Source organism: Bilophila sp. 4_1_30 (genome assembly GCF_000224655.1).
GTDB lineage: Bacteria > Desulfobacterota > Desulfovibrionia > Desulfovibrionales > Desulfovibrionaceae > Bilophila > Bilophila wadsworthia.
The window spans coordinates 223,574-249,196 of the sequence record NZ_JH114232.1; the positions used below are offsets into that span (position 1 = coordinate 223,574).

Sequence of the window (25,623 nt, forward strand, 5' to 3'; positions counted from 1 at the left end):
GGTGCCCTGCGTGCCGTCGCAGATCGCCCAACCTTCCGGCACGGCGGAGGCCTCGCCGTACCACATTTTGACGACGCCCCGCGGCTCGATGTCCGGGACGATTTCCGGCCTGAGCTTTCCGCCCTTGCCTCCACCGGAAAACAGCTTTTGCAGGATACCGGGGAACCCCATTATTTCACCCTCACATGTATGTCGTAGTCTGTCGGGATTTCGTCGTGCCACTGGATGGCCGTCGACATGCTGCCGGGCTGCCCGACTTCACGGAACTGATCCTTTGCCGGATCGTCCCCCGGAAAGCAGGGGACGCCAGCGAGGAACACCTGCAGCTTTTTCGAGCCGACCTCATACCGGGGCACGGCCCAATCCGTATCGGGCGGGATAGCCGCCGCCCGTGTGCCCGCATGGGAGACGAGCTCCCCGCTCGGCGCGGTCAAGCCCGTGAGCGTCCCGCCGTTCTTGACGGGATCGCCAAAGGCGGGCGGGCGGAGGTCGATCACTTCGCCCTGCGCGTTGATTGAGGCAATCCGCGCCCGGTAGTGCATGAGCCCCGTTTCGTCGGCGGCGGAAAACGGGACTTCCGTATCCGGCTCAACCACCATCGGCGCGGCCGTGGCCACGCGATCCGAGCCTTGCGGCTTCAGGCAGACGTCAAGCCAGACGTCCGCGGGCGTAAACGTGGCCACCACGGGCATGGGTTCCGCAAGCCCGGCGCGTATGCCGCCGACATAGCCGAACCCCGGCGCGCAGGCGTACTGCCCGCCCTGCCTCGCCAGCTTCCAGCCGTCCCCGGAAAACCACCCCGCGCCGTACAGGTCGAAATTCGAGAGGCGTTCCCGCTCATCCATGCCGAGCAGCCGGATCGTGAAGTCGAGCTGCCACACGTCGGCGCTGATCGTGATCCCCGTGAGCTCCTTTGCTCCGGAGAACTCCAACAGGAAATTGCGGGTCAGGTTGTTGCCGGCCGCGCCCGTCGCCCCCGAGTATTTCCGCTTCTCCAGCGTCGGGAAGGTGGCCGCGGCGATCAGGGTGTCGTACTCGGAACAGACCAGCCCCTGCCAGTTGAAGGACCAGTCGCCCACGTCCGAACCCAAAAGGGCGCTGTACACGACCTGGTTCGGGTTCACGTAAGCCCGGTACTCATCCGGGATCGGATAGGTGTACACCACCTGTTCCGTGGGAACCGTGATCCCGGGGGTAAGCTGTTCCGTGGGATCAAGGTTGGGGATATGGGCAAAGACAAAGGTGTCGATCACCAGCGGTTTGCCCTCGGCCTGCAGCCGGGCCTTGAGCGCTTCCCCGGCCGCGGTCATGATGACGCTCATGCGTGAGCCTCCAGTGTGGTTTGCGTGCTGTCAAAAACGGCGATCCCGCTTCCGGCCCGCGTCTTCAAAATCTCGTCGCTCCTGGCGCAGATCGTAGCGTGATGGTCATCAAAGGGGACGAACCGCACCGCGACCCTTTGCGGAATCCGGGAAATGAAATGGTATCTCCGGCATGTCCGCCCGTAGTCGGCGACGATGAGCTCCAGCACGTTCTGGTAATTCGGAAAGGAACCGTCATCCATCATGATGCCGATGACGTCCCAATCCTGCCCCGCCTTCCGTTCCTCCAAGGCGATGTCCCCGAGCTCCAGCCGCTTGAAAATCCGCTTCCAACCCGCGATCTGCCCAGAGTCCCGCGCGTTCGCATAGGCATGGGCGACGCGCAACCGATACAGCCGCTCGGCCTCGCCCGCGGCCCGCGGGACGCCGCGCTGCCATGCGATCAGATCGAGCATCCTTTCCGAGCATGTCATGGGATCGGCCTGCCTGAGCGGAAACGCCGCCCATTCCCCCAAGCGCCCGAACCAAACGCGGGACGCCCCGGCCAGCGTCCGGACGTGAGGGCCGTTCATCCAAAAAGGAATCTTGATCTCCGGAAAATCGCTCATACGCCCTCGCCAAGCCGCACGGTGAGCGTCCGCAGTACGGGCAACGACAGTTCGGACACGATGTCCGGCAAGCTGAACTCGACCGATCGCAGATCCGGCAAGGCGTCGTGCAGCTCACGATCGAGCAGGGAAAAGCTGAACCGCGATTGTGGAAGCGTGCGCGTGACCTCCACGTCCTGATTTTCCCGGAACGCCGCCCGGATCATGTCTTCCGCCGCCGTCCGGAGCGCTTCCCGGCGTTCCTCGCCGCAGGAAAGCAGCGGATAGACCGTCGCTTCCAGATCCACGGGGACGGCGGGCATGGGGAAAAAGAGGATGTCGTCACCGTGCCCGTGGTTGCCGGACTCCCGGATATGCGCGTTGATACTTTGGATCAGATCGTCCGGCGGGATGCCCGAATCGATCATGATGTAGCCGTTTGCCGTCCCCGGCCCGCGCGGGCCGTCCTTCTCGAAAAAGATGTAGTCCGTCCGGACGCCCGCGAACGCCGTCACCACGGCGCGGTATCCGGCGTCATGGTGGTACTGCCCCACGGCCTGAAACTGATTGCGGGCGCGCAGCCGCAGGGACTCGTCGTCCTCTTCGTCGGCTCCCGGCGACGTCAGCCATGCGTCGCGGTTGGTCACGGAGGCGATGCCCGGCACGGGTTCGGGAAGCACGGAATAATAGCCCGGCCCGAGGTTGGCGGCGGTTCCGGCCTCTTCCGCCCGGACGGGGACTTCAAGCCCGAGCTGCCCGTCAGGAATGACGGCGTCCGCCTTGGTGAGCACGCGATGCACCACCCCGTTGATTGCCGGGCTTTCAACGGCCGTGCCCCGGGGGATGGTCAGGCTCCCGGACGCCGACGCCCGCGTGAAGAGCACCACGCCCTCGGCATGGGCGGCGGGCTTCCGCTCCAGCTCGACGCCCCAGGCGTACACGTCCAGATAGCTCCCGGACGCGAATTTCAAGAACACGTTGGGCAGGGCATCACGGATGAGGAGCCGAACCAGCCACAAGGCCGGGGCGGTCACGATGGCGGAAATGAGCCGCCAGAAAGGGGACCACGCCGAGTTATTCGTAATCTGCGAACCTTCCGCCGCGTTGATGGCGTCCCACTCCGCTTTCATGGCGGCTTCCGTGGTCGGTACGCCCGCTTCCTTCAGCATCGTCTCGAAAAGCTGATCGGGTTTCTCCGCCATGCCTACGCCTCCAAAGTCATGGACAGCGGGCCGTAGTCGACCGTTTCCGCCGTCAAAAGGTATGTCCCGAGGCTCGTCTCGGTGATTTCCGCCGTGCCGGGAACAATCCGCTCGTCATCATCCACGGCCAGCGTGATCTTGATCATGTTGAGCCGCCGCGCTCCCGCGTCGCGGTTCGCCAGCATTTCCGTCAACAGCCCGGACTCACGGATCATATGCACCAAGTCCTGAGCGATGGACGCCCGGTCCGCTATCTTCTCGGGGATGCCCCCGGCGTCCGGCGTCAGGTCGTCATTGCTGATCAAGAGGTCGATGTACTTCATCACATTATGCCCAGTTCTATATATTCGCGGAGCTTCTCGTCTTTGATCTCGCCTTCGATGGTAAAGTTCTGGCTGCCGATGTTGACGGTCTGATTCTGGTTGTTGGTATTGCTGTTGGTCGTGTTGGTGATGCTCCGCATGATGCCCCCGCGCGGCACGTCCAGCGTGCGCGGGGCATTCAATGAAGCGATGGCAGGAGACGGGGCCGGAGTCTGCCCTTGCCTGTTGAGTACGCCCGCGGTCGCAGTCAGCCCGCTCCCATACTGCATCCCTTGGAAAGTGGGGACCAGTTTTTGCGGAATCCCCCTATCCGGAGACAGGGCGGCGGAACCCGAGGGTACCCCCATCGTGTAGTCAGGGGTTTGCATCCGGAACCAAGAATGAGTCCCTCCCGTGGTCTTGGGCTTCTCCGGAGGGGTGTATCCTTGGGGAAGTGGGGAATAGGTTCCCGGCATCCCCGAAAGATAATCAGGCGTCTGCATTTCCAAGCCACCAGCGACCTTGCCCACAGTCTCAAACGCCTTCTCATCCAGCGGCTTCGTCATACCGTAAAAGCTGGAATCCTTGTCGATGAGCCCGACCTTTTCCAGCGCCCACCCGACCAGCTCCAGGAACTTCCGCAAAGGCGCTGTCACGGCGTTGATGATCTCAATGAAGATTTTCGACCAGCTTCCTTCCGAAAAGGCATTCGTCAGGCGATCCCACCATGCACAAACGTCCTGCACCATCTGGATTACTGCGGAACCGAACGCCGTATCCCCAAAATTCTTTTTGAAGTCCTCCCAATTGATGGCCAACGCCGCAATGACAGCGATGAGCCCAATAAGTATCCACCCGACAGGGGTTCCAAGTATGGCTGAGTTGAACAGCAACCAAGCCTTTTTGAGTGCTCCGAATATATTCACAAGGCCTCCCACGCCTCCAGCGGCACCCGTGCCAGCGGCCTTTGTTCCAAAGAGGAAGCCAATAAGTTTACTGAATGGATTGAACAGCCCGAGAACGCCGAGCTTGGCGAGTCCGGCAACCACATTGAACAGCCCGAACGCCACGGCGGAAAGGGAAACCGTAAGCGCGACGTACCCAAGCTGGCGCGTGATGTTCGGGAAGGTGTCGATGAACCACAGCACCTTGCCCATGAAGCGGTTGAAAACCTCGACCGCATCGTTCACGGGCGGGAGGAGCTTCTGCCACCATGCCGCCGACACCGTGTTGAGCGCGGCGTTCAGCTTGTGGAAGGGATCGACCATCTTCCGGGCCATAGCCTCCGCCTTCCCCATGCCCTTGATGTCTTCCAGCGCCTTGATGTTGTCGGCCAGCCCGCCCGTGTCCTGTATGAGCAGCTTGAGCATGGATACGGCTTCATCCGAACCGAAGGCCTTTTTGATGAGGTCGGAGTCGGCTAGGACGTCGAGCGAGCCGTATTTCTTCTTGAGCTTGTCGAGTATCTGCAAAACGGGAAGCATCCGGCCCTGCCCGTCAGTGAACTTCAGCCCGAGCTCCTTCTGGGCTTGCCCCACGCCCGCAAGGAACGCCTTGTACTTCGTCCCGGCCTCCGAGCCGCTCATGGTGGCTTGCAGCTTGCCGAGGATGGCCATCTGCTCCTCAAGCTTGATCCCCGAGCTCGTCGCGTTGGCTCCAAGCGCCGTGAACGCCGCCGACATTTCCGTGCCGCTGGTCTTGAAAATCTGGATGGCGTAGGCGGACTTCCCGGCCACGTCCTCAATCCACGAGGACTTGCCCTGCGCGTCGGCCTGTTGCTTGAAAATGCCGTACATAGTCCCGGCGTAGTTGGTCATGGTGGCCGCGTCCGCTTTCGTGGCCTTGGCCAGCACGTTTGAGGCGCGGGTAAAGTCCGCAAGCTGTGAGGCGTCCAGCCCCGCGATGCCCGACTGGATCGCGTAGGAAGAGGCGACGAACTCCGCCGCCGTCCCGCCGTAGCTCATGGCATACTGCTTGGCCGTGGCGTCCAGCAACTTGAGCCCCTTGGCGTCAACGTCGAGAGACGACACGTCGGCAAGGGCGCGGTTCAGGTCGAGCGCCGGGGAGACCATGCCCTCAAGCGCAAGCCCCGCCCCCGCCACGGTCATGGCCCCGCCCGCGAGCTGCCCCCATGCCTGTTTCGACATGCGGGAGGTCGAGCGCAGCGCCTTCTGGAGCTTGCCCACAGGACCGGAAGCGTCATCCTTGACGCCAATCCGGAACATGAGCTTTTCGAGCTTGGTAGCCACTACGCCCCCCTAAAGGCTTTCGCTATGCCGTTCGCCACGGCGATCTGCATCTTTTCCCAATAGTCCGTTTCCAGAAAAACGGCCTCGGCCATGCTGTCCAGATCAACGGCGCGGGACGGAAACCACTTGTGGGAAAGCGCAAGGCACATGCCCAGGCCGTTCTCCCGCAGCTTTTCCGCCCGCTCCGCTACTTTCCCAATTCGATGGACAGATCCGGCATGAACTCGTCGACCAACGCCCCCGCGATCTGGATGGCCGCGCCGGGAAGCTCCAGAAGGCTTTTCAGGTCTTCCCGCGAGCCGTCCGCCACGCACCGCATGGCGAAGTTATGGGCCGGGGCCACCTTGTTGTTGGGCATCATTTCGTTGACGTACTTGTTGTACAGTTCCGTGGTCACGTCGAAAGCAAGGTCGGTTCCATTGATGGAGAGCCTGATCGTTTTCTGCATTACTGCCCCTTTTTGATGATGAGCTGTTTGACGTCTTCAATCCGCGTATCGAAGTGTTGCTGCAGGTTGTTGAACAAGTTTTTCAGCTCTTCCTTGTTGTTGTAATTCTTGGCCACGTACACCCTGAGATCGGACAGTTCGCGCTCGTTGCGCCTGCCCATCCGGTGCAGGTAGAGGAACGCCCCCACCAGCAACGGCCAGACATAGGAGCCGAACACCTCGAGCAGTTGTTCCAACCTCACGGGCTCACCTCTTCGATCCACAGCGCCAGCGTCCCCGCGTCCCGCTCATCCATCCACACGCCGGGAACGCCGTTCACCGTCGCCCGGGTCAGGCTCGGCAGGACGGGACGCGCCGCCCTTTCCCCCAAGCTGCCCGATGAGCACGCCGACAGGATCGTCAGCAACACGAGCACGGAAAAGACGGCGGCGAACCACGGCCAGACCTTCCCGCAGCCATGCCGCCCACCTGAGCAGCGCGGCGAGCAGTTCAGCCCCGGCCACATCATTTCCCCGTATTGCCGGGAACGGCGTTCCTGGCCTTCCCGAAGTTCCCGCCGAATTTTGCGGTCACGGCGTAGATGATCTTGTAGATGGCGGAACTGGATTCAGTCGGCGGGGCCATGAGCGTCTGCGCCAGAGCACACACGGCGATGCAGGCCGCTACGATAAACCCCGCCCAGTTTTCACCCACAAACTGGGCAAGCGCGTTGAAAAATTGGGTTTCCATCAAACAGCCTCCGGGTCATAGGTTCGGGTAAGCCAGCCGTCGAGGAAGCAGCGCTGCGTCTCGTTTCCGGCCGCAAGGTTGATGTAGTGCATGGCCTGCGCCCCGTTCAGGGCGTGGATCAGCACGGCCTGCGTGGTGCGCTTTTCGATGAGTACGCGCAGGGCGGCGCGGGTGAGCGTCCCGAGCGCGCCGTCCTCTTTCAGGTCATGGAACAGGCGCGTCCCCGTCTTCCGGTTGTAGTTAAAGGCGTTGCAGATCCGTTGCAGGTAGCGCGTGTGCCCGCCCTGCCCCAGGTTGACGACCTGCTCATAGATTTCGTTCGCCAGCTCTTGCGGCATGTCCTCCGAGTCCAGACCTAGCGAATGGAACAGACCGCGGTAAAACGCCGTCACCTGCTCAAGAAGTCCGGGGATCTGGCGCAGGTGCCGGGTAAAGGCGGCGCTGCCCTGGCGGAACGAGGGGTGATCCTTTTCGGCGTCAACCAGCTTCCAGAGCGCGAGATCGGGGTGGCACCCGCGGGCGATGCCGCACAGGGTTTCCCCGCCGCGATCAGCCGGATGGTTGCCGTAGCCGCCTTCCCATACCGCCACCGGAGCGTGCGCCGTGGAGAAATCAGCCATTGGCGTTCCTCCCCTGAGCCGCCCCGAATGAAGGCGAATGTATGGCATGGGTATGCGGGGGCATCTCAGAAAGGGAAAGCGTGGGGATCGCATGGGTATGCGCCTGCGTTCCGTCCGGAGACGGCGAGGGGCCGCCCTGTGGGGATTCGCGGTCCCTGTCCGACGCTTCATCGTCAAACAGTTCCGCCGCCGTTTTCAGGTGCCAGGCAATCATGCGCAGCGCGGCCGCGGCACCAGGCCGATCCCCTTCAAGCCCCGCGGCCACATCTTTAATCGCAAGGGCTCCGTCATAGACGGCCATAACCGGATCAAAGGGCTCGCTTGTGGTCAGCATGTCCTGTTCCATTACAGTTCCTCCGTTTCTTCGGGCTTGAGGTAGGGGGTTCCGTTGATGCGCACAAAGTCCGGGCTCGTCACGATGTAGGGGATGGTGGTGATATGCTTTTCCCCGCCCTTGCCGTCGACGTCGAGGAGCTTCGAGACTTTCAGCTTGCAGCCGAACGCCTCCACCTTCATCTCCGCGCCGTCCCCGGTGGAGCCGTAGAACAGAAGGTCGAACTCCGGGAGGCCGCGGAAGGAGCCCGCGTTGCGCGCAGCCTCCGAAAGGATCTTCACGTTCTCGCCGTCCAGCTCGATCTCGCCGCTGGCGGAAACCTCGCCGTCGACCCATCCGTTGGGGACGCCGCCCGTCTTGGCCACTTCCGATCCGTCTTCGATGTCGAGGGAGGCTTTCTCAATGTGGAGCTTGAGGTCGCCGAGCGTGACGTCGAAACTTTTGCCGCTGAGTCTCTGCATGGTTCACCTATGCCGCGTAGTTGTTGAGATCGAGGAAAAGATTGCAGGTGATCTTTTTCGGGCAGTTGTAGGGCCGGACCGCCATGTACAGCTCGACGCTGGTACGGGAGGGCCAGCTCACCGTTATGTCGCCGTCTTCGGGCGGATAGATCTCACCGGGGAAGGTCTGCCCGAGGATGGTCACGCAACGGGACATTTCCCGCAGGGGCCGCATGAAATACGTCTTGTTCTGCGCGATGCTGGCGGGCGTGGAATTGAAGCGGCGATCCGCGATGCGGGCCACGGCCAGCGGATAGACGCGCCGCATGGCCTTCATGATCACGCGCACGTTTTCGATGACCTGAAAATCCCCGCCGTTCACGTCCAGCACGTTGCCGTCCGCCCAATACATGCCCTCATAGTCGGGGTACCACTGAGGAACTGAGAACCGCGCCTTGTCGAGGCCTTCAAGGACGCTCATGTCGAGCCGCCGCCCGGACTTGTCGGCCGGGCGTTCCGTCCAGGAGCCCACAAGAGCCCCGGTTGCAACGCGCATCGGGGAATCGGCAACGGTCACGGCGGCATTGCACAGGCGGCCCATGAGCGTCCCGAGCTCCGGCCCCCAGATCGTCGGCGTGACGAGGCAGGCGTCCGCGGCCACATCCGCGGTCAGAGGCTTGATCGCCGTGGCGTACTCCTCCCAACTCTGGGAATCGGCGTCGAACGCCGGGGCACGCCCGGCGAACCACACGGGCCGCATGTATTTGGCCATGATCCGCTCACTCTTGGCTTGCATGGCTTCAATGTCGGAAACGGCGGAAAGGGGCTCCGTCAGGACGACGCCCTCGACCTTGGCCAGCTCCATAGCCTCGTCCACGGCGTCGGACCACGAGGCGATCCCGCCGCCCTCGGCGTCGTACAGCATGACGGACGCCGACCAGTTCTGGCCCCCGTTGTCCCGGGCCGCCGTCACCTGAGCCAGCAAGCCGTCAGCCCCGGCAAGGACGCCGGACAGGTCGCTGTCCGTGTTCACCGTGAGGAGCTTCCCTACCTTGTCGCCCTTCCCCGATCCGACAAACAGCAGGTGGTTTTCCACCGCCGTGATCTCTCCCTGCGAAAGGTTGAGATTGTTGATCTGCACTTTGCCGATGCTCATAGAGTCCCCTTTGCTTGCAAACGCTTGAGTGATTCTTTCGCCACCTGTTCCAGCAGCTTTTCCGCTTCCTTATCCGTCACGCCGAGCGCGACGCGGGCGGGCGGCGAATCCCGCCAGCTTGCCGCCGGGGGCTTTTTCGCCAACAGAGCGATCAAGCTTCCAGCCGTCCCGAACGTCATGTTCTTTTCAATCCACGGCACGGAAACGATGCGCCACCCCGTTTTTTTGCTTCCGGCCCTGTAGCCGAGCCGGAGCAATTCCTGCGCTTGCCCCCGGCTTGCCGATTTTTGATAGTCAGGCGTCCCCCGGGCTTTTCGGATTTCCCCCGGCGTCCAGTCGCGCCCCACCCCGAACTGTTGCTGAAAGGCGAACTCCGCGGCCTTGCCCCGGAACGTCACCTTTGCTCCGTCGTCCCGGCCATACACGACGCCACGGCTGTAAATCCATTCCAACAGCTTGCGCTTGTTGCGCTTGTCCTTGCGCGGCGCAAAAGGGGTTCCGTCGAGATTCTTCTGCTTCCTGACCCGGCGGCGGGCCAGCGTAAGAGCCTTCCGCCCCATCCTGCGGGCTAACGCCCGGCGATCCTGAGAATCGGATGTCAGTGCCTCAAGCTGCCGGCACAGGGTTTCAACGCCCCGGATCTCAACGTCCAGCTTCACCGGATGCCACCGCTCATGCCGTCCACGCGCTCGGCCACGTCGACCGGGACAGGAGCCACGCGCCAGCGCTTCCCGGCGAACGTGATCGGCCCGCACTCATCCGGGATGATTTCGATCCGCTCCTGAAATTCCACCGCGATCTGGACGTCCGTTGTGGAAAGGTCATTGACCGCGGCGTTCACCTCCGGATCTTCGAGGCCGTCCCGGTCGGGGTCGTGGCTCTGGAGCCAGCCCGACACCAGCGCCAGCAATGCGATCCCGTCATAGTCCGAGCGCTCGATATCGATCACGCCGTCATATTTGAGGACGCACACCTCAACGCCGTGCCCGAGGTTCCGCCCGGTGAGCACGACCGCGCCCTGATCGAGGAACGCGGCTACGTTCTCGCGGGAAATCCCGGTCTCCGTCAGGATATGCCGGACAAGGGCCTGCAGCTTCCGCATGTTTCCCCCTCTTCAGATCAGCGCTATGTCCACGCGGCCAGCGCCGAGCAGATCGGCAAGCGCATCGTGGGCAAAGGCGAAAAAGACGTCCGCCGTCTCGCGGCCTTCCTTGGCGTCGTTGTTGGCCGCCTCCCGGCGCTCGACCGTGCGGAACTGCGCCAGCAGCATCCCCTTGGCCTGGCAAAAAACGGCCCGCTGATAGACGACGAGCGACGCCCCGGGGACGCCGTGCAGCGGCACGTCGCCAAGGGTTGAGCAGCCCTCCCCCTTCCGCTCCGCTTTCCACGCCTCAAGCTGGCGGTTTGCCCAGACCACGGCCAGCGAAAGGTGATCGGCCACCAGATCCGCGGCGTATTCGCCGGGCAAACGGTAGAGGTCAAGGAACGTGCGCAAGGACAGTTCCGGGAAAAAGCCGTCATTGGCGATGACGCGATCCGGCTTTTCCTGTGTGGTCATGGCATTGAACGACATGGCGATCCTTATGGCCCCCGGCCTTTCCCTGAGCGTGACGAGGCCACGGCCTGAAAGCCCGGGAAAGGCGGGGGCGGGGGGTGGTGGACTTACGCGCCGGACTTCTTTTTCAGCTTGTCCAGCGCGGTTTTGACTTTCGCGCCCCTGGCAAGGGCCTTTTCCAGTTCGGCCACGGCCCCGGGGACGTCCCCGGCCCGTTCGAGCATGAGCCCGCGCAGCCGGAGGAATTGGGCGGCCACATCGTCGTGGACGTCCCACGCCAGCGCCGGATCGGGATCGAACAGGCGGGCATAGACTTGCGAAAAGAACGGCTCGGGGCTCGCGCCCTCGTCGAACGCCTGCTGCGACCAGTCGAGGATCTGCCGGGCGACGAACGCGGGAAGCGATGCCTTGAAGCGCTCGGGAAGCCCCTGCCCGTGCTCGGCGCACCAGCCCGCAAGATCAAGGGCCCGCTCGATGAGCCCGCAGTCGAACAGCCAGACGAGGAAGTAGCCGACCAGCTCATGGGGCCGCCCCTCTTCCCGGAGCCGCGCCACATATCCGGCGTACTTCGGGATCAGGGTGTCCCGCTTGATGGCGATCTTCCGGTCGATGGACACGACGCCGTGCAGGGCTTCCAGATCCTCGGCAAGCCCGGAAGCGACCAGCGCGTCCCGCTGGCGTTCCGCGAGGAGCGACTTGCCCGCAGCGGGGGAGGGAACGGCGGAACGTTCCACCTTCCGCCCCGCCGCACGCGCAGCCCGGATCGCCTTCTGGTAGGAAAGCATCAGGCTCATGCCGCGGCCTTCCAGGTCTTCTCGCCGTAGAAAACGACGTTCCCGAACTCAAGGGCCGCGAACTTTTCCGGCGTTTCGACCACATAGCCCTCGTTGCGGCTGTTGTAGTCCTCCACCCTGTCCTTTTCCGGGGCGTCTTTGATGTTCCGGCGCCAGCTCCCGTCCTGCATGTAGATCGAAAGGTTGTCGTAGCTCGTCACCACAAGGCCGCGGGCCGGGAAGTTCGAGGGCGTTTCCCAGGTGAGGCCGCCGAACGTGGTCAGGCTGCCGTTGAGCGCCGCCTTTTCCGTGGGCGTGCCGGACATGGCCGCATAGAGCGCGGACTTTTCGCGGGCGATCAGCTCCGCGCCGATGAGCGCGACGAGGCCGGAACGCATATACTCGGGGATGCCGAGGACAAGGTCGTTGACCGCCACGTCAAGGTTGGCGTAGTCCGCCCCGGCTTCCGGGCCGATACGGATTTCCCCGCTGGCCGCGCCCTCGGCGAGGATGGCTTCCGGGCGGTTCGCCCGGACGTACTGCAACCAGCCGATGTTGACGTCCTGCAACAAGGGGTTGGTTTCAAGATCGGTATCAGCCGCCGCGCTCGTCCCGTACCAGCCGATCAGCTCACGGTCGTTGGCAATGCGCGCCTGTACGTAACGGGCGTAGCGTTCCGGCATATCCGGGAACTTCGCCCAGGCGTCCATCGTCGCGTAGCGCATGAACACATCGGAATTGGTCTGGTAAAGCTGGTACTTGTAGGACGCCAGCCCCAACACGTCGCGGGGCGTGCGTTCATTGCCGTCCTTGCTGGTGTCCGTGCGTCCGGAGACGGGGCCGGAAGCGCTGCCGAGGATGTTTTCCCCGGAAAGCTCGTCAACGGTGATGACGTTGATCTTGGGGAGGAACGTGGACTGCTCGACGATCTTGTCCTGCAGCCGCTGTTGGATCGTGGGCTCAATCGTGAACTGCCGGGAGACGTCCTCAACGCCGTATCCCTTGGCGAGGCCGTGCAGAAGCGCGTTGAACCGCTGTCTCGTATGTGTCTTCATGGCGCCTCTACAGGATGGCCGCGTCGTCCGCGGGTGTGGTGGTATCGGGGATGACCGCCCCGGGCTTGGCGGCTTCAAGGCGCGACGCGAGCGCGGAGAAGCCCGCGGCCAGCTCGTCAACCTTGCCCATCAGGGCGGCGTACTGATCCGGGGCGGCCGCCTCCGGAGAAGCCTTTGCGGGTTCCTCTCCCTGCGGTTCGGGCTTGGCGGCGAACGTGCCCACCGCCTCTTCCAGCTTGCCGAGCCGTTCCATAAGGGCGGCGTACTGTTCCTTGTCCATCGGTTCTTCCTTGGTTTCAGGTTTCGGTTCGGTTTTGAAGTGAGCAAGGAACCTGCGGAAAAACCCGACCTCTTCGGGCGTCAACGCCCCGCCGCACGCGAACAGCTCAACGCCGGGGAACACGGAGCAATCCCCGGACTCGGCGGAAAACTGCATTTTGCTTGTGCCGAGGCTGGCTGGCTGATCGGTGATGCCGAGCCCGACGAGGTACGCCTTGCCCGTTTTTGCGAAGTCTTCCGCAACTTCAATGCTGAAAAAAAGTTTCTGGCGCTGTTCGTTGACGTAGGCGTAGCGTTCGTTCGGGTTGAGCCGGGCGAACAGGCTCACCACCCCGCCCTCCTCTTCGGCGCGCAGCTCCGTCACCGTCCCGAAGTTACCTTGCCAGCGCTGGTGGTCGGGCCAGATCAGCGCCGTGTAGGTGCCCGGGCTGTACGTCTCGGCCATATCCAGAAGCCACTGGCCTTTGATCTCCCGCCCGTCCACGCACGCGCCCGATTGGGCGATCTTCACAAATTCGGTTTGCAGCTTGCTCATGGGGCAAGCATAGCCGAGGCCAGCCGACGCGCAAGAAAAGCCCGTCCTATTTCGGCCTTTTAGGATTTCCCGTGCATGGCGGAACGGCGGCGGGCGTGTATCCTGGCGGGCATGGGTAACAAGAACTGGCCGGATGAAATCAGGACGGCGGCGCGCTCGCTCTACCTGCGGCGCTATGCCGTGAGCGAGATCGCGGACATGCTGTCCGTCCCCGTGCGGACGCTCTACAATTGGGCGGATTCGGGGCGTTGGGATGACCTGCTGTCGCATGAGGGCGCGGAGGAAGCCGCCTCCCGCCGTCTCGCGCTCTTGCTTGAGCGGGAAGACAAGAGCCCCCGCGACCTCAAGGAAGTGGACACGCTGGTGGGCACGCTTGAGCGGCTACAAAGGCTCAGGCTCAGGGAGAAAGAGGCGAGGGAGGGAAGGAGCGCGGAAGGTTCCCCGCCCGGCGCGTCCGGAGAGAAGGAACGGAAGGGGAAGAAAAAAGCCGCCGTGAAAAACGACGTGTCCCGGCTCACCGAGGACGACTTTGCCGAGGCGTTCCACAAGCGGTTTTTCCCGTACCAGCGCGAGCTGTTGGAAACGAAATGGCACCGGAACCGCTTTTTCCTCAAGAGCCGTCAGATCGGCTTCACCTGGTTTTTCGCGCAAGAGGCGTTCGAGGATGCCTGTCTCACGGGCGACAACCAGATCTTCCTGTCGGCTACGCGGGCACAGGCGGAGGTGTTCCGCTCATACATCGTCGCGCTGGCGAAAGAGAAATTCAACATAGATCTGAAGGGCAACCCGCTGGTGCTCAATACGGCGAAGGGGCAGGCTACCCTGTACTTCCTGAGCAACAACAGCAAGAGCGCCCAGAGCTACCACGGGCATGTCTACATTGACGAGTGCTTCTGGATTCAGGGTTTCAACGAGCTGTACAAAGTCGCGTCCGGCATGGCCTCCCACAAGAAATGGCGGCGGACCCTCTTCTCCACCCCGTCCGCCGTGGCGCACCAAGCCTATGACCTCTGGACGGGCGAACGCTTCCAGAAACGCTTCAAGGCGAAACGGGCCGCGTTCCCTTCATCCAAGGAACTGCGGAAAGGCGCACTCTGCCCGGACACCTTCTACCGGAAGGTCATCACGCTTGAGGACGCGATCGCGGGCGGGTGCGACCTCTTCGATCTGGAAAGCCTCAAGCTCGAATACAGCGCCGACGAGTTCCGGAACCTGTTCCTGTGCGAGTTCGTGGACGACACGCAGTCCGTGTTCAGGCTGGCGGATCTGGAAACCTGCTACGCGGACACGGACGCATGGCCGGACTTCAACCCCACGGCGGACCGCCCGCTCGGGAACCTCCCCGTGTGGGGCGGCTATGACCCCTCGCGCAGCAGGGACGACGCCTCTTTCGTCATCGTGGCCCCGCCGCTCAAAGAGGGCGGCGAGCACCGCGTGGTCGCCCGCTACAAGTGGCTGGACAAGTCCTACATCTGGCAAGCCGAGCGCATCCGGGAATTGGTCGGGCGCTACAACTTCCGGCATATCGGGGTCGACGTCACCGGGCCGGGCATCGGCGTGTTCGAGCAGATCCGCGCCTTCTTCCCGCTGGCGACGCCGATCAACTACTCCGTGCAGCTCAAGACCCAACTCGTGCTGAAGGCAAAGGAACTCATAGAGGCGCACCGCCTCAAGTGGGACGCGGGGCAGAACGACATTGCCCACGCCTTCCTCACCATCCGGCAGGGCGTCACGGACAGCGGGCAGATCTCCTACTCGGCCTCCCGCACCAGCGCCACGGGGCACGCTGACGTCGCCTGGGCAATCATGCACGCGCTGGCGGCGGAGCCCATCGGCAAGCCGAAAGGCGGCTGCGTCGTCTTCATCCAATAAGGGGAAAACATGGGAAAAAAGAAACCTGCGCCGCTGGCGTTCTGCTTCGGCGATCCGGAGCCCGTCCTGAGCGGGGCCGTGTATGAGTATCTGGGCGTCTGGCTCCTCGACAACGGGCGGTACTACGCAACGCCCGTCCCGTGGTCGGGGCTGGCGCGGCTTTTGCGGGCCAACGCCTACCACGGGCCGATCCTTGAGTTCAAAACGAACATGGCCATGCGCGGGTTCCGGGCGTCCGCAGCCCTCACACGCCGGGACATGCACGCCGTGGCCACGGACTATATGGTCTTCGCCAACGCCTATCTGCTCCTTTCGCGGAACTGGCTCGGGGAAGTGGCAAGGATGCGGCACCTGCCCGCGATCAACATGCGCCGGATGAAGGAGCCGGACAGGTACGGGCTCCTGCTCCCTTCCGGGCAGTTCCACGAGTTCGGGCCGGGCGAGGTGCTGCACCTGAAAAACTATGACGTGAGCCAGACAATCTACGGCTTGCCCGGCTACCTCGGCGCGATCCAGTCCATGCTGCTCAACGAGGACGCTACCCTTTTCCGGCGGCGTTACTACAAGAACGGCGCGCATGTCGGGTATATCTTCTACTCTTCGAGCGCGCAGCTTGAGCAGGCGCAGCAGGACGCGATCAAGAACGCCATACAGAACGCCCGTGGCGTCGGCAACTTCCGGAATATGTTCCTGCACATCCCGAACGGACGGGAAAAGGACGTGCAGATCGTCCCCGTGGGGGACTTCTCCACCAAGGACGAACTCGAACGGATCAAGAGCATCAGCCGCGACGACATCATAGCCGCGCACCGCATCCCGCCCGCGATGGCCTCGATCATCCCGCAGAACATGACGGGGTTCGGGGACATCACCAAGATCGACGCCGTGTATTTCCGCAACGAGGTCATGCCGATCCGGGAAGTCCTGCTCGAGATCAACGAGGCGCTGCCGCCCGCCCTGCATATCGGGTTTACGGATACGCAAGGGGAAGAAAATCAGTAGCGAGTTAGGCAGAATCCCCCTATACTTACCAACGATTCAGGGGGAAATCATGAGAGTTTACTGTCCGGCATGTGGGCACATCTGCACCATTTCATCCCGCACGGAAATTTCAAATATCCTTTCACGGCTGTACTGCGTCTGCCTCAATCCGGAATGCGCCCACAGCTTCGTCTCGACGCTGGCCTACAGCCACACGCTGTCGCCCTCGGCCTTTGACCTCCCGAAACCGATCCGGGAGAAGCTGAGGAAAACGAACTCACGAAAACAGGTACAGCTCCTCTTTGAGGGCATGGCGTAGGAGACGGCCCCGCATCGGCATGATGCGGGGCCGTTTTGCGTCAGCAGGAAGCGCCGGGGCGCTGTGCGTCATACGCCTGAGCCGCCGCCGCCATGAACCCCGAGCGGGTCATGCCGGAGCGCGCCGCCTTCGCGTCGATGCTTTCCAGAACGGACTTGGCGATGCTCAGGGAAATCTTGACCGGGGTCAGATCCACGCTCGGGGCGGGGATGAGCTGATAGAGGATTTCCCCGGCGGCTTCCACCTCCAGCTCGGCAAGTTCCTTTTCAATCCTGCGGCGGGCTTCTTCAAGTCCGCACGGCTCAGGCAAGGGTTTGCGGGCCTTGGCGTACTCCTCCACGGTCAGGGCAAGGGCTTCCGCCGCCATGTCCATGCACTCCTCCACGGTTTCGCCCTGCGATGCCACTTCGGGGAAGTCCGGGCAAAAAATGGAAAAGCCGCTCTCCGCGTCCGGGATGAACGCCGCATAATAATATTTTGCCATATATGTTCCTCCGGGGGGCTTCCGCCCCCCTGTTTTCATTTCTTGACGCCGCAGTCTCTGAGGATTTTCTTGCTCAGGATTTCGTTGACTTCCTTATGCCTTGGAACCTCCGTCACGAGAACGCCGTCTTTGTACACCAGCGTATGCCGCCCGCCCTCGCGGAACTCGCATCCGGCCTTTGCCAACAGTCTCAGTATGTCGGCTCGTTTCATCTCACCTCCTGAAAAGCATAGTATGGATTTTTCTCCATACTGTCAATCCTGATATGGATTTTTCTCCATACTTTCTTCTTCGCATTCCAGCTTCCCCGCGCACCGGGTCACGTTGTCGGCAATCAGGAGGAGAAGCGAAGACAATCCGCCCCGCTCATCCCGGTACATCTCCGCCAGTTCGCGCAGCGAGCCCGCGCTTTCGTACAATCCCGCGATCGGGTCAACATCTTCATTGTGCATAACCGCCCTCCTCTTCGCCGCACAGGGTCAGGGCCGCGCCCATGCGGGCCGCGTCGCCGGAACAATAGGCCAATTCAAGGCTGACGGCGGAAAGCGCCTCAGCCGCCAGCGCGAGGCGGGCGGGGTCATGGGCCGCAAGCCCTCCCCGCAGGTTCGCCAAGGCCGCAACGCATGTCCCCCGCGTGTCCGCCAGATCGTCCAGAAGCCGCTCAAGGCCGCGTGCCGCCTCTTCCGGCGTCGTGTATGTCACGGGTTCGGGTGTCGTCCATGTATGGATCATGCCGCCACCCTCCCACGGTTCAGGATGCGGCTGCACCATGCGAGGCCGCGATCCCAGTTCTCGGCGAGGGCTTCCGGCGACGGCGGGAAGGCTTCCATACGGGGCTGCGGGACGGCAACGGAGACGGGCTTTTCCGCCCTCTGTTCCGGGCCGGGACGCTTCCCCGTCTCCGCATTGGAAAGCCACGTCCGCAGGAACCGCCAGACGTTGCGGATCGGCGTGCGCTTTTCGGCTTGCCACTTACGGATGCGGGTTATCTCGGCCTGTACGTCAACGTCCGGGAAGTCGCGCTGCAGGTCTTCCAGCATCTCCACAGGAATAAAAAATCCATCCGTCCCGATCCGATCTTCTTTTTCCCTTTCCTGTTCCGATTCCCGAAAGCCTACCGATACCCTATCGGCGGGGAACGGCGCGGCCCCGAGCAGGTGCGGATAGAGGGCAAGGATCGCCTTGCGGATTTTCGCGGACTCGACCGTGGGGAACAGGGAACGGAGCGAGACGAGGATCTTGGGGCTGGTGCTGCACTGGTGGCGGATGAAGTGGCAGACCCACACGGCGTCGCCGTCCGTGGCGATCTTGCCGTCGCGCTCGAATCCGGCAAGGGCGGCGTCGACCGCCTCTTCCGTCAGCCCGGTGTCGTAGGCCATGCGACGGCGCGACACCGCCAGCAGCCCGAGGTTGTTGGTGTGGGGGCAGGAGAACAGATAGAGGTACAGGAGCTTTTCGGACGCGCTCAGGGTTTCGATGTAGGGATCGGACCAGAACGCCATGCGGATCGTGCGGTAGGTAGCCATGCTCACACCTCCACAGACAGCTTGTTGCCGGACAGCAACCACCACACGCGGCGGCACTGGAACGGCAAGGGCAACTCTTGGAGCGCTTGCGCGGCGGCCTCTTCGCCGGAACGGATGAGCTTGAAAACGAGAAGGGACAACGGGACGCGCCCGGCGCACCTGCCGGAGCGGGACAGGAAAACGGTTGCGGACATAAGACCACCTTGTAGAGTTTGGGATTAAACGCCGCACACAAAAAAAGGCAAGGCGACGCTCCCAAGCTCTACAAGAAGCTTCCGGGGCCTCACGGACACCCGGACGTCGCCTTGCCAATATCTAACCACACCCTGAAAAAAGGATGCAATGGTGGCAAGAAACAAGAAAATCCGCTCTTTACACCATGCCGGGGAAGCAATGGCGAAGGCGACGGAGACGCCTCTTGTAGAATTGGGAATTTCAGACTAGGCGAAAAACGCCCACACTGTCAAGCGGGGTACAATTCAAATCATTCCCAGAGAAACAAATTTTTAAAGAATAGTCATCATATCAAATAGGTTCACTAAAATTTGACACCAACTTTATTACAAGATCTACGTACTAAATCCTCCTGGTTTTCTTCCTGAAAGTTTGAAACTTTATTACTTGTCGTAAGTATAAGTGCAGTAAAATCTTTATAACCAACATATCCACCTATTTTATTTTTTATATTAAATTTACCATATATTTTATATATTATATTATTACTTTCAATATCTATAGGCTCTGATTTTAATATTTTTATTTTCAAAGAATCAGGATCGTAATATCCATACAAATCTTGAAGTTCAATCATATTTTCAACAATCATATTTCTTATTGTATTTTCATCTTTCAATATATTATTAATACATATATTATCATTTTCATTTAAAATAGTAGTTAAAATTTTTATCTTCTCTTTGTTTTCTTTTTCAGATACTTCTATATATTTTTTATATTCTTGACATTTACTCTTTATTTTATTCTTGTTTTTACTAACACTATAATGCAATATATCATTTATTATATTAAGAATAGTTAAAGTCTCTTTTTCAGAAGGAAGATATAATTGTTTTTTAAAATCATTCATTAATTCATCACATGATAAATATTTTTTATTTTTTATTTTATTTATATTTTCAATAGTATTATACATTCCATTAATATATTCAATCATATACTGCTTATCATCATTAGAAATACCAGTGACGCTAGCAAATGCATACAAGCTATTAAATAAAAACATCATAAAAACTAAATACTTTAACATATCAATATCCTATTATATAATTTTCATACAAAAAAACTTTTCCAATAAATATTTTTTAATAATTATATACTACTATATAAATATTAGTTTATCTTCTACCTTGCTATAAAGTGTTATCGACATAAACCATTGCAGCTACCATAATTCATCAAGATCTAAGCCTAACTTGTCGAAGAACTCGCCAAAGTCATATATGACGCCGTTCAGCTTTATCTCTCCCGGGATGTTATCCAAGTTGAAAGTCCGTTCCTCATTCCGCATATGGCATAAGCCGTACAGATAAACGCGATCCCCACCGTCGCTTTTCACAGCGTACAAAGTGACCCGGCGACGGCTCATCTCCCCGTCACGCTTCTCATACACAAACTCGATTTCCTCTTTCCCATGCCATACGGTGGAAAGCCGATCTTCCCATGAGGAAAAGGAATCCTTCTTTGTGGACGCTTTGGGCTTGCTCGCCTTGGCTTTTTTCTTTGGGGCAAGCTCAAGGATTTCTCCCGTATCGGGATCATAATACTCCCCAGCGGTAGTCTTTCCTGCGGGCTTGGGAGATTTTGCGCCCTTGCGGAGCATGGCTTTTCCAACCTCTTCGTATTGCTCCTGTTCACTCAAATAACGCCCCCGCTTTTTCACACGGAAACAAAATTCACCAATTCCGAGAACGCAGAAGAAGCCGGAGACAATCATTCCCCCCAACGCCCAATAGCTTCCCCCATCAGAGTAAAACCAATAGGCTAGCGCACACAATCCCCCACAAAAAAGAATGGCATAAACCATCTCCATAGGTGATTCAGGTACTTCTAGTTCTTTCATTTCTTCCCCCCTATCAGGCAATCTATGATCAGAATAACCTCCTTCTAAGGCGGAATAAAGCTCCTAGTCAACGAAAAGCCCCGGTCATGCGGAAACATGGCCGGGGCTCGTGATAATCGGAATTGCCTTTCTCTGTATTCGCGGATAGGTTGCGGCTGTGGGGCCGCCTCCCGAAAGGAGGTTTTCCCCATGAGACACTTCCTCCGGGACGTGCTGGCAGCCTGGCTTGCCGCCGTTCTTGCGGCTGTGGCGGTTCATTTCATGAACCTCTAACGCAGTTGCCCCGTAGGAAGTGAAGTTCCTACGGGGCGCTAAAACTGGATTCTCGAAATCCGGGGGACGTGCCCCACACGGGGCGGTGAGTGGTGAGACACTTGCCGCCCTTCTTGCGTTTTAAGATAGCGACGTTTTCCAGACTTGGCAAGGCCAGCCCCCCCCGCCCGCAGCCTTGCCTCCCCTGCCCGGGAGGGCATCCCAACAGAGAAAAAATGGGGAGGGGCATCGGAAAAGCGTTACATCCGTTACAGGGGCTAAAATGTAGGCGTTACATAAATAAATTCAGCATATTATCTTGTAACAGCAAAAGCGTTACATAAGCGTTACATCATGGGGGGTGAAAACGTTACATAAACAAATTCAATATATTACAAAACACCCTAACCGTTACATAAGCGTTACAAAAAACCGTTACAAAGTAACGCCTTGTAACGGTTTTGTAACGGTTGGCTGATTCCGTGGATTAGCTATTATATGAATAGATTATATATAAAAATATTTTTTTGTAACAGTTGTAACGCTTTTCCGAAGCCCCCTTTCACTTTTCGAGCCCCTTCTTTGCCCCTCAAAAGAACTTTCATATAATATACTAGTATTACTTACTTATTAACCGTTACTCCTTATATGAGGGGGGAGACAAAAAAAGCCCCCTGCCGGATGCGGACAGGGGGCGTATAGAGGGGTATGTCGCGGGTGGTCAGGGATTGGAACGGGATCGATGCGAGGGCCGGAACAGGACGGCCCTGTAGGGCGGGATTTCCACCCCTTCCCCTGTTCGAGGATTGCGGCGCTTGCCACCCCGCCTCTGGACGACGTGCAGCGTCCCGACGCCGCGCAGGAGGCACCGCTCGCCCTCGGCAAGTCCTTCCGTCAGGCTATCCAGCAATGCGCCGACAAGGTTGTGGGCATCAGACAAGAGAATCCCGCAACGCGCAGACACGGCACGGACGAACGCTTCCTTGTTCATACTCCCCCTCTTCGGCATCATATTCCCTCACCAGATTACGAATCTTTACGGCCAAAACGGGATCGGCGGCGATGCAGATGCAGCCCAGAGTTTTCTCCTCTTCATCAGAGAACGTCATCAGTGATGAACCGAAAGGCGATGTCCTCATAGTATCAATCAGCTCATCTACCGTCGCCTTGCCGCTTGTTCCAAAAGTAAGCTCAATCATGTTGATTGTGTGGTTCTTCAAGCTCATTGCCAATCTCCCTCAGTTACTTCTTTGTGAAGACCCAACACCGGATGATCCGGTCGTCATGCTTGCTCCTCACGCTCTGGTTGTTGATGAACTTGTGACGCTTGCCGTTGGGCAACAGTTTCTTGAGGCTCTGCATGTCAAGAAGCGGCTGGCCAGCGCTCCGCGACAGTTCCATAAAGTGATTCAGGTTGACGGCGACAAGCGCCTCATCAGACGAATGGTTCAGGCGGTCGGGCCTGCCTCTGTCCGGCCCGATCCCGTTGAGGTAATCGAACTGATCCCAGAACTGTTCGACCAGCGGGTGATCGGCGCGCAAGCGGCTTTCCCGCTCCACGGCCCGGCTCAGGATGTAGGCGTCCAGCCCTTCAACGAAACTCCGATCCCTTTCCGGGAAAAGGGTAGCCAGCGCATGGCCACACGCGGCCACCTGCGCATGGTTCTTGATGATACGCTCGTTTTGCAGCTCGGAACGGGAAAAGCGGGCTTCAAGCTCCGCAAAGGCCGCCCGGTAGGTATCCAGCAGCATACGCTCGTTTTTCAGAGCCACCCGGAGGAACCCCGCAACCGTGGCCGTCTTCTGTTGCTCGAACCAGCGGGCGATCTCCCGCGTGCCGGGGACGTGGTGTTTCTTGTCGGCGTGGCAGTGGACGATACGCTGCAGGAGGGCTTCCGAGCCGTCCACGCCCGCGTTCTGGGAAATGATCAAGGTTCCCTGAAAAAGATGTTCCTCCGTGCCCGTGCCGCGCATGGCCACGCCGAGCGTTCCCGTGCCGCGACCGTTAAAGAATGGCTTCATCTCGTCGAAACTGAACTGGCGCTGCTTGGCGTCCTTCTCGCCGTTATCGCGGTCCGATTCGATGAGGACCACAGGAAGGTTCGACACCTGCGAAAAGGCGCGACGCCGCCCGGCCTGCGTCGCCTTCAAGAGGTCAAACCCCTCGTACTCGTCACGTCCGAGCAGCCGCCAGCAAAATTCGAGCAAGGTGGACTTGCCCGCGCCCGGTTCCCCGGTGAGCTCAAGGAACGGGAAAGATTTCTGCTCATGCCGTATCTGCTGCACAAAGAGCGAACCGAGGAAGAACGCGAGGACGGTCATGCCCTGCCAGTGGAACGCCCTGAAAAAATCGTGCAGCCAGCCGGGGTTGAACTCCCCGGTCGTGTCTATCTTGAAATTGGAAAGCGTCGTTTTGATGCCTGCTTTCCCGATTTCAAAATATTCATACTCGTTGAGCTTGATCTCCTTGCCCGCGCTGTAGGCGTGCTCATTGAAGACATACGCCCCGAGGCTCGGGACATAGCCGATATACGGCACTGAGGCGATGGTGGGGATGCGCGTACCGAGCCAGCGGTCCACCAGATACTTGAGGTTTCCCGCCGATCCCGTGAACGTGCCGCCGCAGGTCTTGGAAATGATGGCCTTGAAAAAGGACTTCGGGTCTATCAGGGCTTGCCCGTCCAGCTTGACGATCTCTTTGGGCATCCCGGAAGCATAGGCGATCTCGAACACGTAGAACTTTTCCCCCGAGATTTCGTTGTTCTCAATGTAGAGGAACGTGGGGAGGATGTTGGATATTTCCTTGAGGTCGCAGCACAGGCGGAAAATATCCCTCCCGTGCTCCGTGCGCAGGATCTCCAGCTTCATCTCGGGATCGTCCTGCGCTTCCTTTTCAAGGGTCTTCTGCAAATCCTCTTTGACCTCGGCGGAATAGAGCCGATTTCTAAAGTCCATGGTGAACTTGGCCAGACGGTTTTTCCGATAGGCGTGGACGTATATGTGGTACGCCTTTTCGTCCGCCGTCTCGCACAGGTAGAGCGTGCCCCTGTAGAGCCCCGCGTCCATGAACTCTTTGGAGAGGCAGTCGGCGCGGTAGAGATCGTCCCAATCCCGGGCGTCCGGGGGGATACATACCTCGGCCTTTTCCTCCAGCTCCCGCAGCTTCTCAACGAAACGCCGGGGCTTGTCCTTTTTCAGGGTGTCCCGGTCAAGGGCAACCGTCCAGACGATGCCCTTTCCTTTGTGTTCCTCAAAGACGTGGACGGGGATGTTGCCGGAAGAAAGGCACGCGATCGCCTTGTAGCCTTTGAGGAACAGGGCGATCGCGTGAAAGATGCCCTCCACGATGTAAACACGGTCGCCCTTTTCCAGCGTCTGGCCCGAGGGCGTCCAGGCATCCCCGGCGTAGAGCGTGCCGTCCTGTTTCTTTCTGCCCCCAAAGTTCGCTTTCTGCTTGTCCGCCTTGGTCGCGCCGATGAGCCTTTCCCAATATCGGCTGTGTGCGGGATCAAGGTAAAAGCGCACCGTGGGGAACATCCTGCCCGAGCCGCGCATCTGGTACGTTTCCTGTTCATACCAGCCCCGGATGCGCCCGAGATCGAACCCGCGGTCAAGCCCGAGGTAGGCATCCGCCGTCGCCCGCGGGTTTTCCTCTGTCGGGGGGTACTTTTTGGCGAACTCGGAAAAGAGCTCCGGCAAGAGGTTCCTCGTGCTTTCAGTGTAGCCGCAGTTCACTTCCCGGCTGCACATGACCTGCCACGGTTCCGCCTTCCGGACGAACAGGCTTTTCTTTTGGCAGTTGGGGCAAACCCCTTCACGCAGGAACGCGCCCTTGTCGCGGAAGCCCAACACGCCGTCCCGCAGCAGGGCTTGGACAACCATGTCCGGGCTTATGTCCTGCCTCATGACTGCCCCGCAAGTTTGCGCTCCGTCAGGCGCAAGTCAGAAATCATTTCCAGCCCATGAGACACGCTTTTCATCAGCAGCAAGATCATAGCCCGGATCTCCGCTGGTTCGAGCTTCATATCCGCTATGTCGGCAAGCCCTTCCTTTGATGCCTCGCCGAGCAAAACAAAGAACTCATTCAGCCGGATCATAAGCTCATCACATCCGATTTCATGACCGCCCGCCGGAAGCGTGTTGACGCTTGCCACAAGCCAGTCCGAAAGAATGCCGTTTCCCAAAACGCGGCACAGGGCCGGAAAAGCCCGCGCCGAGGGGATGTAGTCGTTAAGGCCGAAAACCTGTTTTGCGTGGTGGGCCGACCACCCCATTTCCCGAGCGACTTCAAGCGGAGTCTTTCCGCTTTGCACCAATGCCAGCTTGAGCGCGTCTTTCAGATCCAAAAGCGCAAGTTCGGACACCATGACCATGTATAAACCTCCTTGACCTGATAGTCCGGTTACGCCTGATCCTGTTTGAGCCTATCTTTAATGCTCCGGTTTGCCTTGCTGAGTGCCCTGTCGGAAAGTGCTCCCATTTCGCGCAATTCACTAATGAGCAGCCGGAGGTATGTCGCTTTT

The 25,623-nt window shown here is 59.6% G+C and carries 35 protein-coding genes; 3 read left to right on the top strand and 32 right to left on the bottom strand.

Annotated features, from left to right (window positions below):
- Nucleotides 1-170: 170 nt before the first annotated feature.
- The 20 genes from HMPREF0178_RS07750 to HMPREF0178_RS07845 all read right to left on the bottom strand — a co-directional run bounded on the left by HMPREF0178_RS07750 (nucleotide 171) and on the right by HMPREF0178_RS07845 (nucleotide 13,586).
- Nucleotides 171-1,322, bottom strand: coding sequence for a phage tail protein (locus HMPREF0178_RS07750; protein WP_009368208.1), 1,152 nt, complete (start codon nucleotides 1,320-1,322; stop codon nucleotides 171-173).
- Nucleotides 1,319-1,930, bottom strand: coding sequence for a phage tail protein (locus HMPREF0178_RS07755; protein WP_009368209.1), 612 nt, complete (start codon nucleotides 1,928-1,930; stop codon nucleotides 1,319-1,321). Before HMPREF0178_RS07755 ends, HMPREF0178_RS07750 begins: the two co-directional genes overlap by 4 nt.
- Nucleotides 1,927-3,111: a baseplate J/gp47 family protein gene (locus HMPREF0178_RS07760; RefSeq protein WP_009368210.1), complete on the bottom strand. Its 1,185-nt coding sequence runs from the start codon at nucleotides 3,109-3,111 to the stop codon at nucleotides 1,927-1,929. Before HMPREF0178_RS07760 ends, HMPREF0178_RS07755 begins: the two co-directional genes overlap by 4 nt.
- A 2-nt stretch (nucleotides 3,112-3,113) precedes the next feature.
- Nucleotides 3,114-3,434 (bottom strand): DUF2590 family protein, encoded by a 321-nt coding sequence (locus tag HMPREF0178_RS07765; RefSeq protein ID WP_009368211.1) that lies wholly within the window; start codon nucleotides 3,432-3,434, stop codon nucleotides 3,114-3,116.
- Nucleotides 3,434-5,662, bottom strand: coding sequence for a phage tail tape measure protein (locus HMPREF0178_RS07770; protein ID WP_009368212.1), 2,229 nt, complete (start codon nucleotides 5,660-5,662; stop codon nucleotides 3,434-3,436). Before HMPREF0178_RS07770 ends, HMPREF0178_RS07765 begins: the two co-directional genes overlap by 1 nt.
- Nucleotides 5,662-5,811 (bottom strand): hypothetical protein, encoded by a 150-nt coding sequence (locus tag HMPREF0178_RS21970; protein ID WP_009368213.1) that lies wholly within the window; start codon nucleotides 5,809-5,811, stop codon nucleotides 5,662-5,664. The genes HMPREF0178_RS07770 and HMPREF0178_RS21970 overlap by 1 nt, the downstream gene beginning before the upstream one ends.
- Before the next feature lie 38 nt (nucleotides 5,812-5,849).
- Nucleotides 5,850-6,110 (bottom strand): putative phage tail assembly chaperone, encoded by a 261-nt coding sequence (locus tag HMPREF0178_RS07780; RefSeq protein WP_009368214.1) that lies wholly within the window; start codon nucleotides 6,108-6,110, stop codon nucleotides 5,850-5,852.
- Complete coding sequence (locus HMPREF0178_RS07785) at nucleotides 6,110-6,352, bottom strand: hypothetical protein (RefSeq protein ID WP_009368215.1); 243 nt, start codon at nucleotides 6,350-6,352, stop codon at nucleotides 6,110-6,112. The genes HMPREF0178_RS07780 and HMPREF0178_RS07785 overlap by 1 nt, the downstream gene beginning before the upstream one ends.
- Nucleotides 6,349-6,615 (bottom strand): hypothetical protein, encoded by a 267-nt coding sequence (locus HMPREF0178_RS07790; protein ID WP_157134909.1) that lies wholly within the window; start codon nucleotides 6,613-6,615, stop codon nucleotides 6,349-6,351. The genes HMPREF0178_RS07785 and HMPREF0178_RS07790 overlap by 4 nt, the downstream gene beginning before the upstream one ends.
- Nucleotides 6,615-6,839: a hypothetical protein gene (locus HMPREF0178_RS07795; RefSeq protein WP_009368217.1), complete on the bottom strand. Its 225-nt coding sequence runs from the start codon at nucleotides 6,837-6,839 to the stop codon at nucleotides 6,615-6,617. The genes HMPREF0178_RS07790 and HMPREF0178_RS07795 overlap by 1 nt, the downstream gene beginning before the upstream one ends.
- Entirely contained in the window at nucleotides 6,839-7,459 is a 621-nt protein-coding gene (locus tag HMPREF0178_RS07800) for a putative peptidoglycan-binding domain-containing protein (protein WP_009368218.1), read from the bottom strand. Before HMPREF0178_RS07800 ends, HMPREF0178_RS07795 begins: the two co-directional genes overlap by 1 nt.
- Nucleotides 7,452-7,805, bottom strand: coding sequence for a hypothetical protein (locus tag HMPREF0178_RS07805; RefSeq protein ID WP_009368219.1), 354 nt, complete (start codon nucleotides 7,803-7,805; stop codon nucleotides 7,452-7,454). Before HMPREF0178_RS07805 ends, HMPREF0178_RS07800 begins: the two co-directional genes overlap by 8 nt.
- The gene (locus HMPREF0178_RS07810) at nucleotides 7,805-8,254 is read right to left on the bottom strand and encodes a phage protein (RefSeq protein ID WP_009368220.1); all 450 of its coding nucleotides are present in this window, start codon (nucleotides 8,252-8,254) and stop codon (nucleotides 7,805-7,807) included. Before HMPREF0178_RS07810 ends, HMPREF0178_RS07805 begins: the two co-directional genes overlap by 1 nt.
- Nucleotides 8,255-8,261: 7 nt before the next feature.
- Complete coding sequence (locus HMPREF0178_RS07815; RefSeq protein WP_009368221.1) at nucleotides 8,262-9,389, bottom strand: DUF2586 domain-containing protein; 1,128 nt, start codon at nucleotides 9,387-9,389, stop codon at nucleotides 8,262-8,264.
- Nucleotides 9,386-10,048 carry a phage virion morphogenesis protein gene (locus HMPREF0178_RS07820; RefSeq protein ID WP_009368222.1) on the bottom strand — a complete coding sequence of 221 codons (663 nt, stop codon included), beginning with the start codon at nucleotides 10,046-10,048 and terminating at the stop codon, nucleotides 9,386-9,388. Before HMPREF0178_RS07820 ends, HMPREF0178_RS07815 begins: the two co-directional genes overlap by 4 nt.
- On the bottom strand, nucleotides 10,045-10,491 hold the full coding sequence (locus tag HMPREF0178_RS07825; RefSeq protein WP_009368223.1) for a phage tail protein: 447 nt from the start codon (nucleotides 10,489-10,491) through the stop codon (nucleotides 10,045-10,047). The genes HMPREF0178_RS07820 and HMPREF0178_RS07825 overlap by 4 nt, the downstream gene beginning before the upstream one ends.
- Before the next feature lie 12 nt (nucleotides 10,492-10,503).
- Entirely contained in the window at nucleotides 10,504-10,962 is a 459-nt protein-coding gene (locus HMPREF0178_RS07830) for a head completion/stabilization protein (RefSeq protein WP_009368224.1), read from the bottom strand.
- 89 nt (nucleotides 10,963-11,051) lie between these two features.
- Nucleotides 11,052-11,738: a phage terminase small subunit gene (gene gpM, locus HMPREF0178_RS07835; protein ID WP_009368225.1), complete on the bottom strand. Its 687-nt coding sequence runs from the start codon at nucleotides 11,736-11,738 to the stop codon at nucleotides 11,052-11,054.
- On the bottom strand, nucleotides 11,735-12,772 hold the full coding sequence (locus HMPREF0178_RS07840) for a phage major capsid protein, P2 family (protein WP_009368226.1): 1,038 nt from the start codon (nucleotides 12,770-12,772) through the stop codon (nucleotides 11,735-11,737). Before HMPREF0178_RS07840 ends, gpM begins: the two co-directional genes overlap by 4 nt.
- 7 nt (nucleotides 12,773-12,779) lie before the next feature.
- Nucleotides 12,780-13,586, bottom strand: coding sequence for a GPO family capsid scaffolding protein (locus HMPREF0178_RS07845; protein WP_009368227.1), 807 nt, complete (start codon nucleotides 13,584-13,586; stop codon nucleotides 12,780-12,782).
- A gap of 75 nt (nucleotides 13,587-13,661) precedes the next feature.
- Here HMPREF0178_RS07845 and HMPREF0178_RS07850 point away from each other — a divergent pair, with 75 nt between their 5' ends.
- The 3 genes from HMPREF0178_RS07850 to HMPREF0178_RS07860 are packed head-to-tail and all read left to right on the top strand — an operon-like array spanning nucleotide 13,662 to nucleotide 16,758.
- Entirely contained in the window at nucleotides 13,662-15,458 is a 1,797-nt protein-coding gene (locus tag HMPREF0178_RS07850) for a terminase large subunit domain-containing protein (RefSeq protein WP_009368228.1), read from the top strand.
- Between the two features lie 9 nt (nucleotides 15,459-15,467).
- Nucleotides 15,468-16,460 (top strand): phage portal protein, encoded by a 993-nt coding sequence (locus tag HMPREF0178_RS07855; RefSeq protein WP_009368229.1) that lies wholly within the window; start codon nucleotides 15,468-15,470, stop codon nucleotides 16,458-16,460.
- A gap of 49 nt (nucleotides 16,461-16,509) precedes the next feature.
- Complete coding sequence (locus HMPREF0178_RS07860; protein WP_009368230.1) at nucleotides 16,510-16,758, top strand: ogr/Delta-like zinc finger family protein; 249 nt, start codon at nucleotides 16,510-16,512, stop codon at nucleotides 16,756-16,758.
- A gap of 40 nt (nucleotides 16,759-16,798) precedes the next feature.
- Here the strand turns inward: HMPREF0178_RS07860 and HMPREF0178_RS07865 are convergent, their stop codons facing one another.
- From HMPREF0178_RS07865 to HMPREF0178_RS20440, 12 genes are all read right to left on the bottom strand, one after another.
- On the bottom strand, nucleotides 16,799-17,242 hold the full coding sequence (locus HMPREF0178_RS07865; protein ID WP_009368231.1) for a type II toxin-antitoxin system HicB family antitoxin: 444 nt from the start codon (nucleotides 17,240-17,242) through the stop codon (nucleotides 16,799-16,801).
- 35 nt (nucleotides 17,243-17,277) lie between these two features.
- Entirely contained in the window at nucleotides 17,278-17,454 is a 177-nt protein-coding gene (locus tag HMPREF0178_RS20940; protein ID WP_009368232.1) for a type II toxin-antitoxin system HicA family toxin, read from the bottom strand.
- A 42-nt stretch (nucleotides 17,455-17,496) separates the two neighbouring features.
- On the bottom strand, nucleotides 17,497-17,694 hold the full coding sequence (locus HMPREF0178_RS07870; RefSeq protein WP_009368233.1) for a hypothetical protein: 198 nt from the start codon (nucleotides 17,692-17,694) through the stop codon (nucleotides 17,497-17,499).
- On the bottom strand, nucleotides 17,684-17,974 hold the full coding sequence (locus HMPREF0178_RS07875) for a hypothetical protein (protein ID WP_009368234.1): 291 nt from the start codon (nucleotides 17,972-17,974) through the stop codon (nucleotides 17,684-17,686). The genes HMPREF0178_RS07870 and HMPREF0178_RS07875 overlap by 11 nt, the downstream gene beginning before the upstream one ends.
- A complete protein-coding gene (locus HMPREF0178_RS07880; RefSeq protein ID WP_009368235.1) occupies nucleotides 17,971-18,768 on the bottom strand; it encodes a hypothetical protein in 798 nt (265 codons plus the stop codon). Before HMPREF0178_RS07880 ends, HMPREF0178_RS07875 begins: the two co-directional genes overlap by 4 nt.
- A 2-nt stretch (nucleotides 18,769-18,770) precedes the next feature.
- Nucleotides 18,771-18,962, bottom strand: coding sequence for a hypothetical protein (locus HMPREF0178_RS07885; RefSeq protein WP_009368236.1), 192 nt, complete (start codon nucleotides 18,960-18,962; stop codon nucleotides 18,771-18,773).
- Nucleotides 18,963-19,306: 344 nt separating this feature from the next.
- A complete protein-coding gene (locus HMPREF0178_RS07890; protein WP_009368237.1) occupies nucleotides 19,307-20,035 on the bottom strand; it encodes a hypothetical protein in 729 nt (242 codons plus the stop codon).
- Between the two features lie 135 nt (nucleotides 20,036-20,170).
- Complete coding sequence (locus HMPREF0178_RS07895) at nucleotides 20,171-20,848, bottom strand: WYL domain-containing protein (protein WP_009368238.1); 678 nt, start codon at nucleotides 20,846-20,848, stop codon at nucleotides 20,171-20,173.
- Between the two features lie 973 nt (nucleotides 20,849-21,821).
- A complete protein-coding gene (locus HMPREF0178_RS20945) occupies nucleotides 21,822-22,040 on the bottom strand; it encodes an HU family DNA-binding protein (RefSeq protein WP_232281234.1) in 219 nt (72 codons plus the stop codon).
- Entirely contained in the window at nucleotides 22,033-22,326 is a 294-nt protein-coding gene (locus HMPREF0178_RS21490; RefSeq protein WP_009368240.1) for a hypothetical protein, read from the bottom strand. The genes HMPREF0178_RS20945 and HMPREF0178_RS21490 overlap by 8 nt, the downstream gene beginning before the upstream one ends.
- 16 nt (nucleotides 22,327-22,342) lie before the next feature.
- The gene (locus tag HMPREF0178_RS07905; RefSeq protein ID WP_009368241.1) at nucleotides 22,343-25,006 is read right to left on the bottom strand and encodes a hypothetical protein; all 2,664 of its coding nucleotides are present in this window, start codon (nucleotides 25,004-25,006) and stop codon (nucleotides 22,343-22,345) included.
- On the bottom strand, nucleotides 25,003-25,473 hold the full coding sequence (locus HMPREF0178_RS20440) for a hypothetical protein (RefSeq protein ID WP_009368242.1): 471 nt from the start codon (nucleotides 25,471-25,473) through the stop codon (nucleotides 25,003-25,005). Before HMPREF0178_RS20440 ends, HMPREF0178_RS07905 begins: the two co-directional genes overlap by 4 nt.
- Between the last annotated feature and the right edge of the window lie 150 nt (nucleotides 25,474-25,623).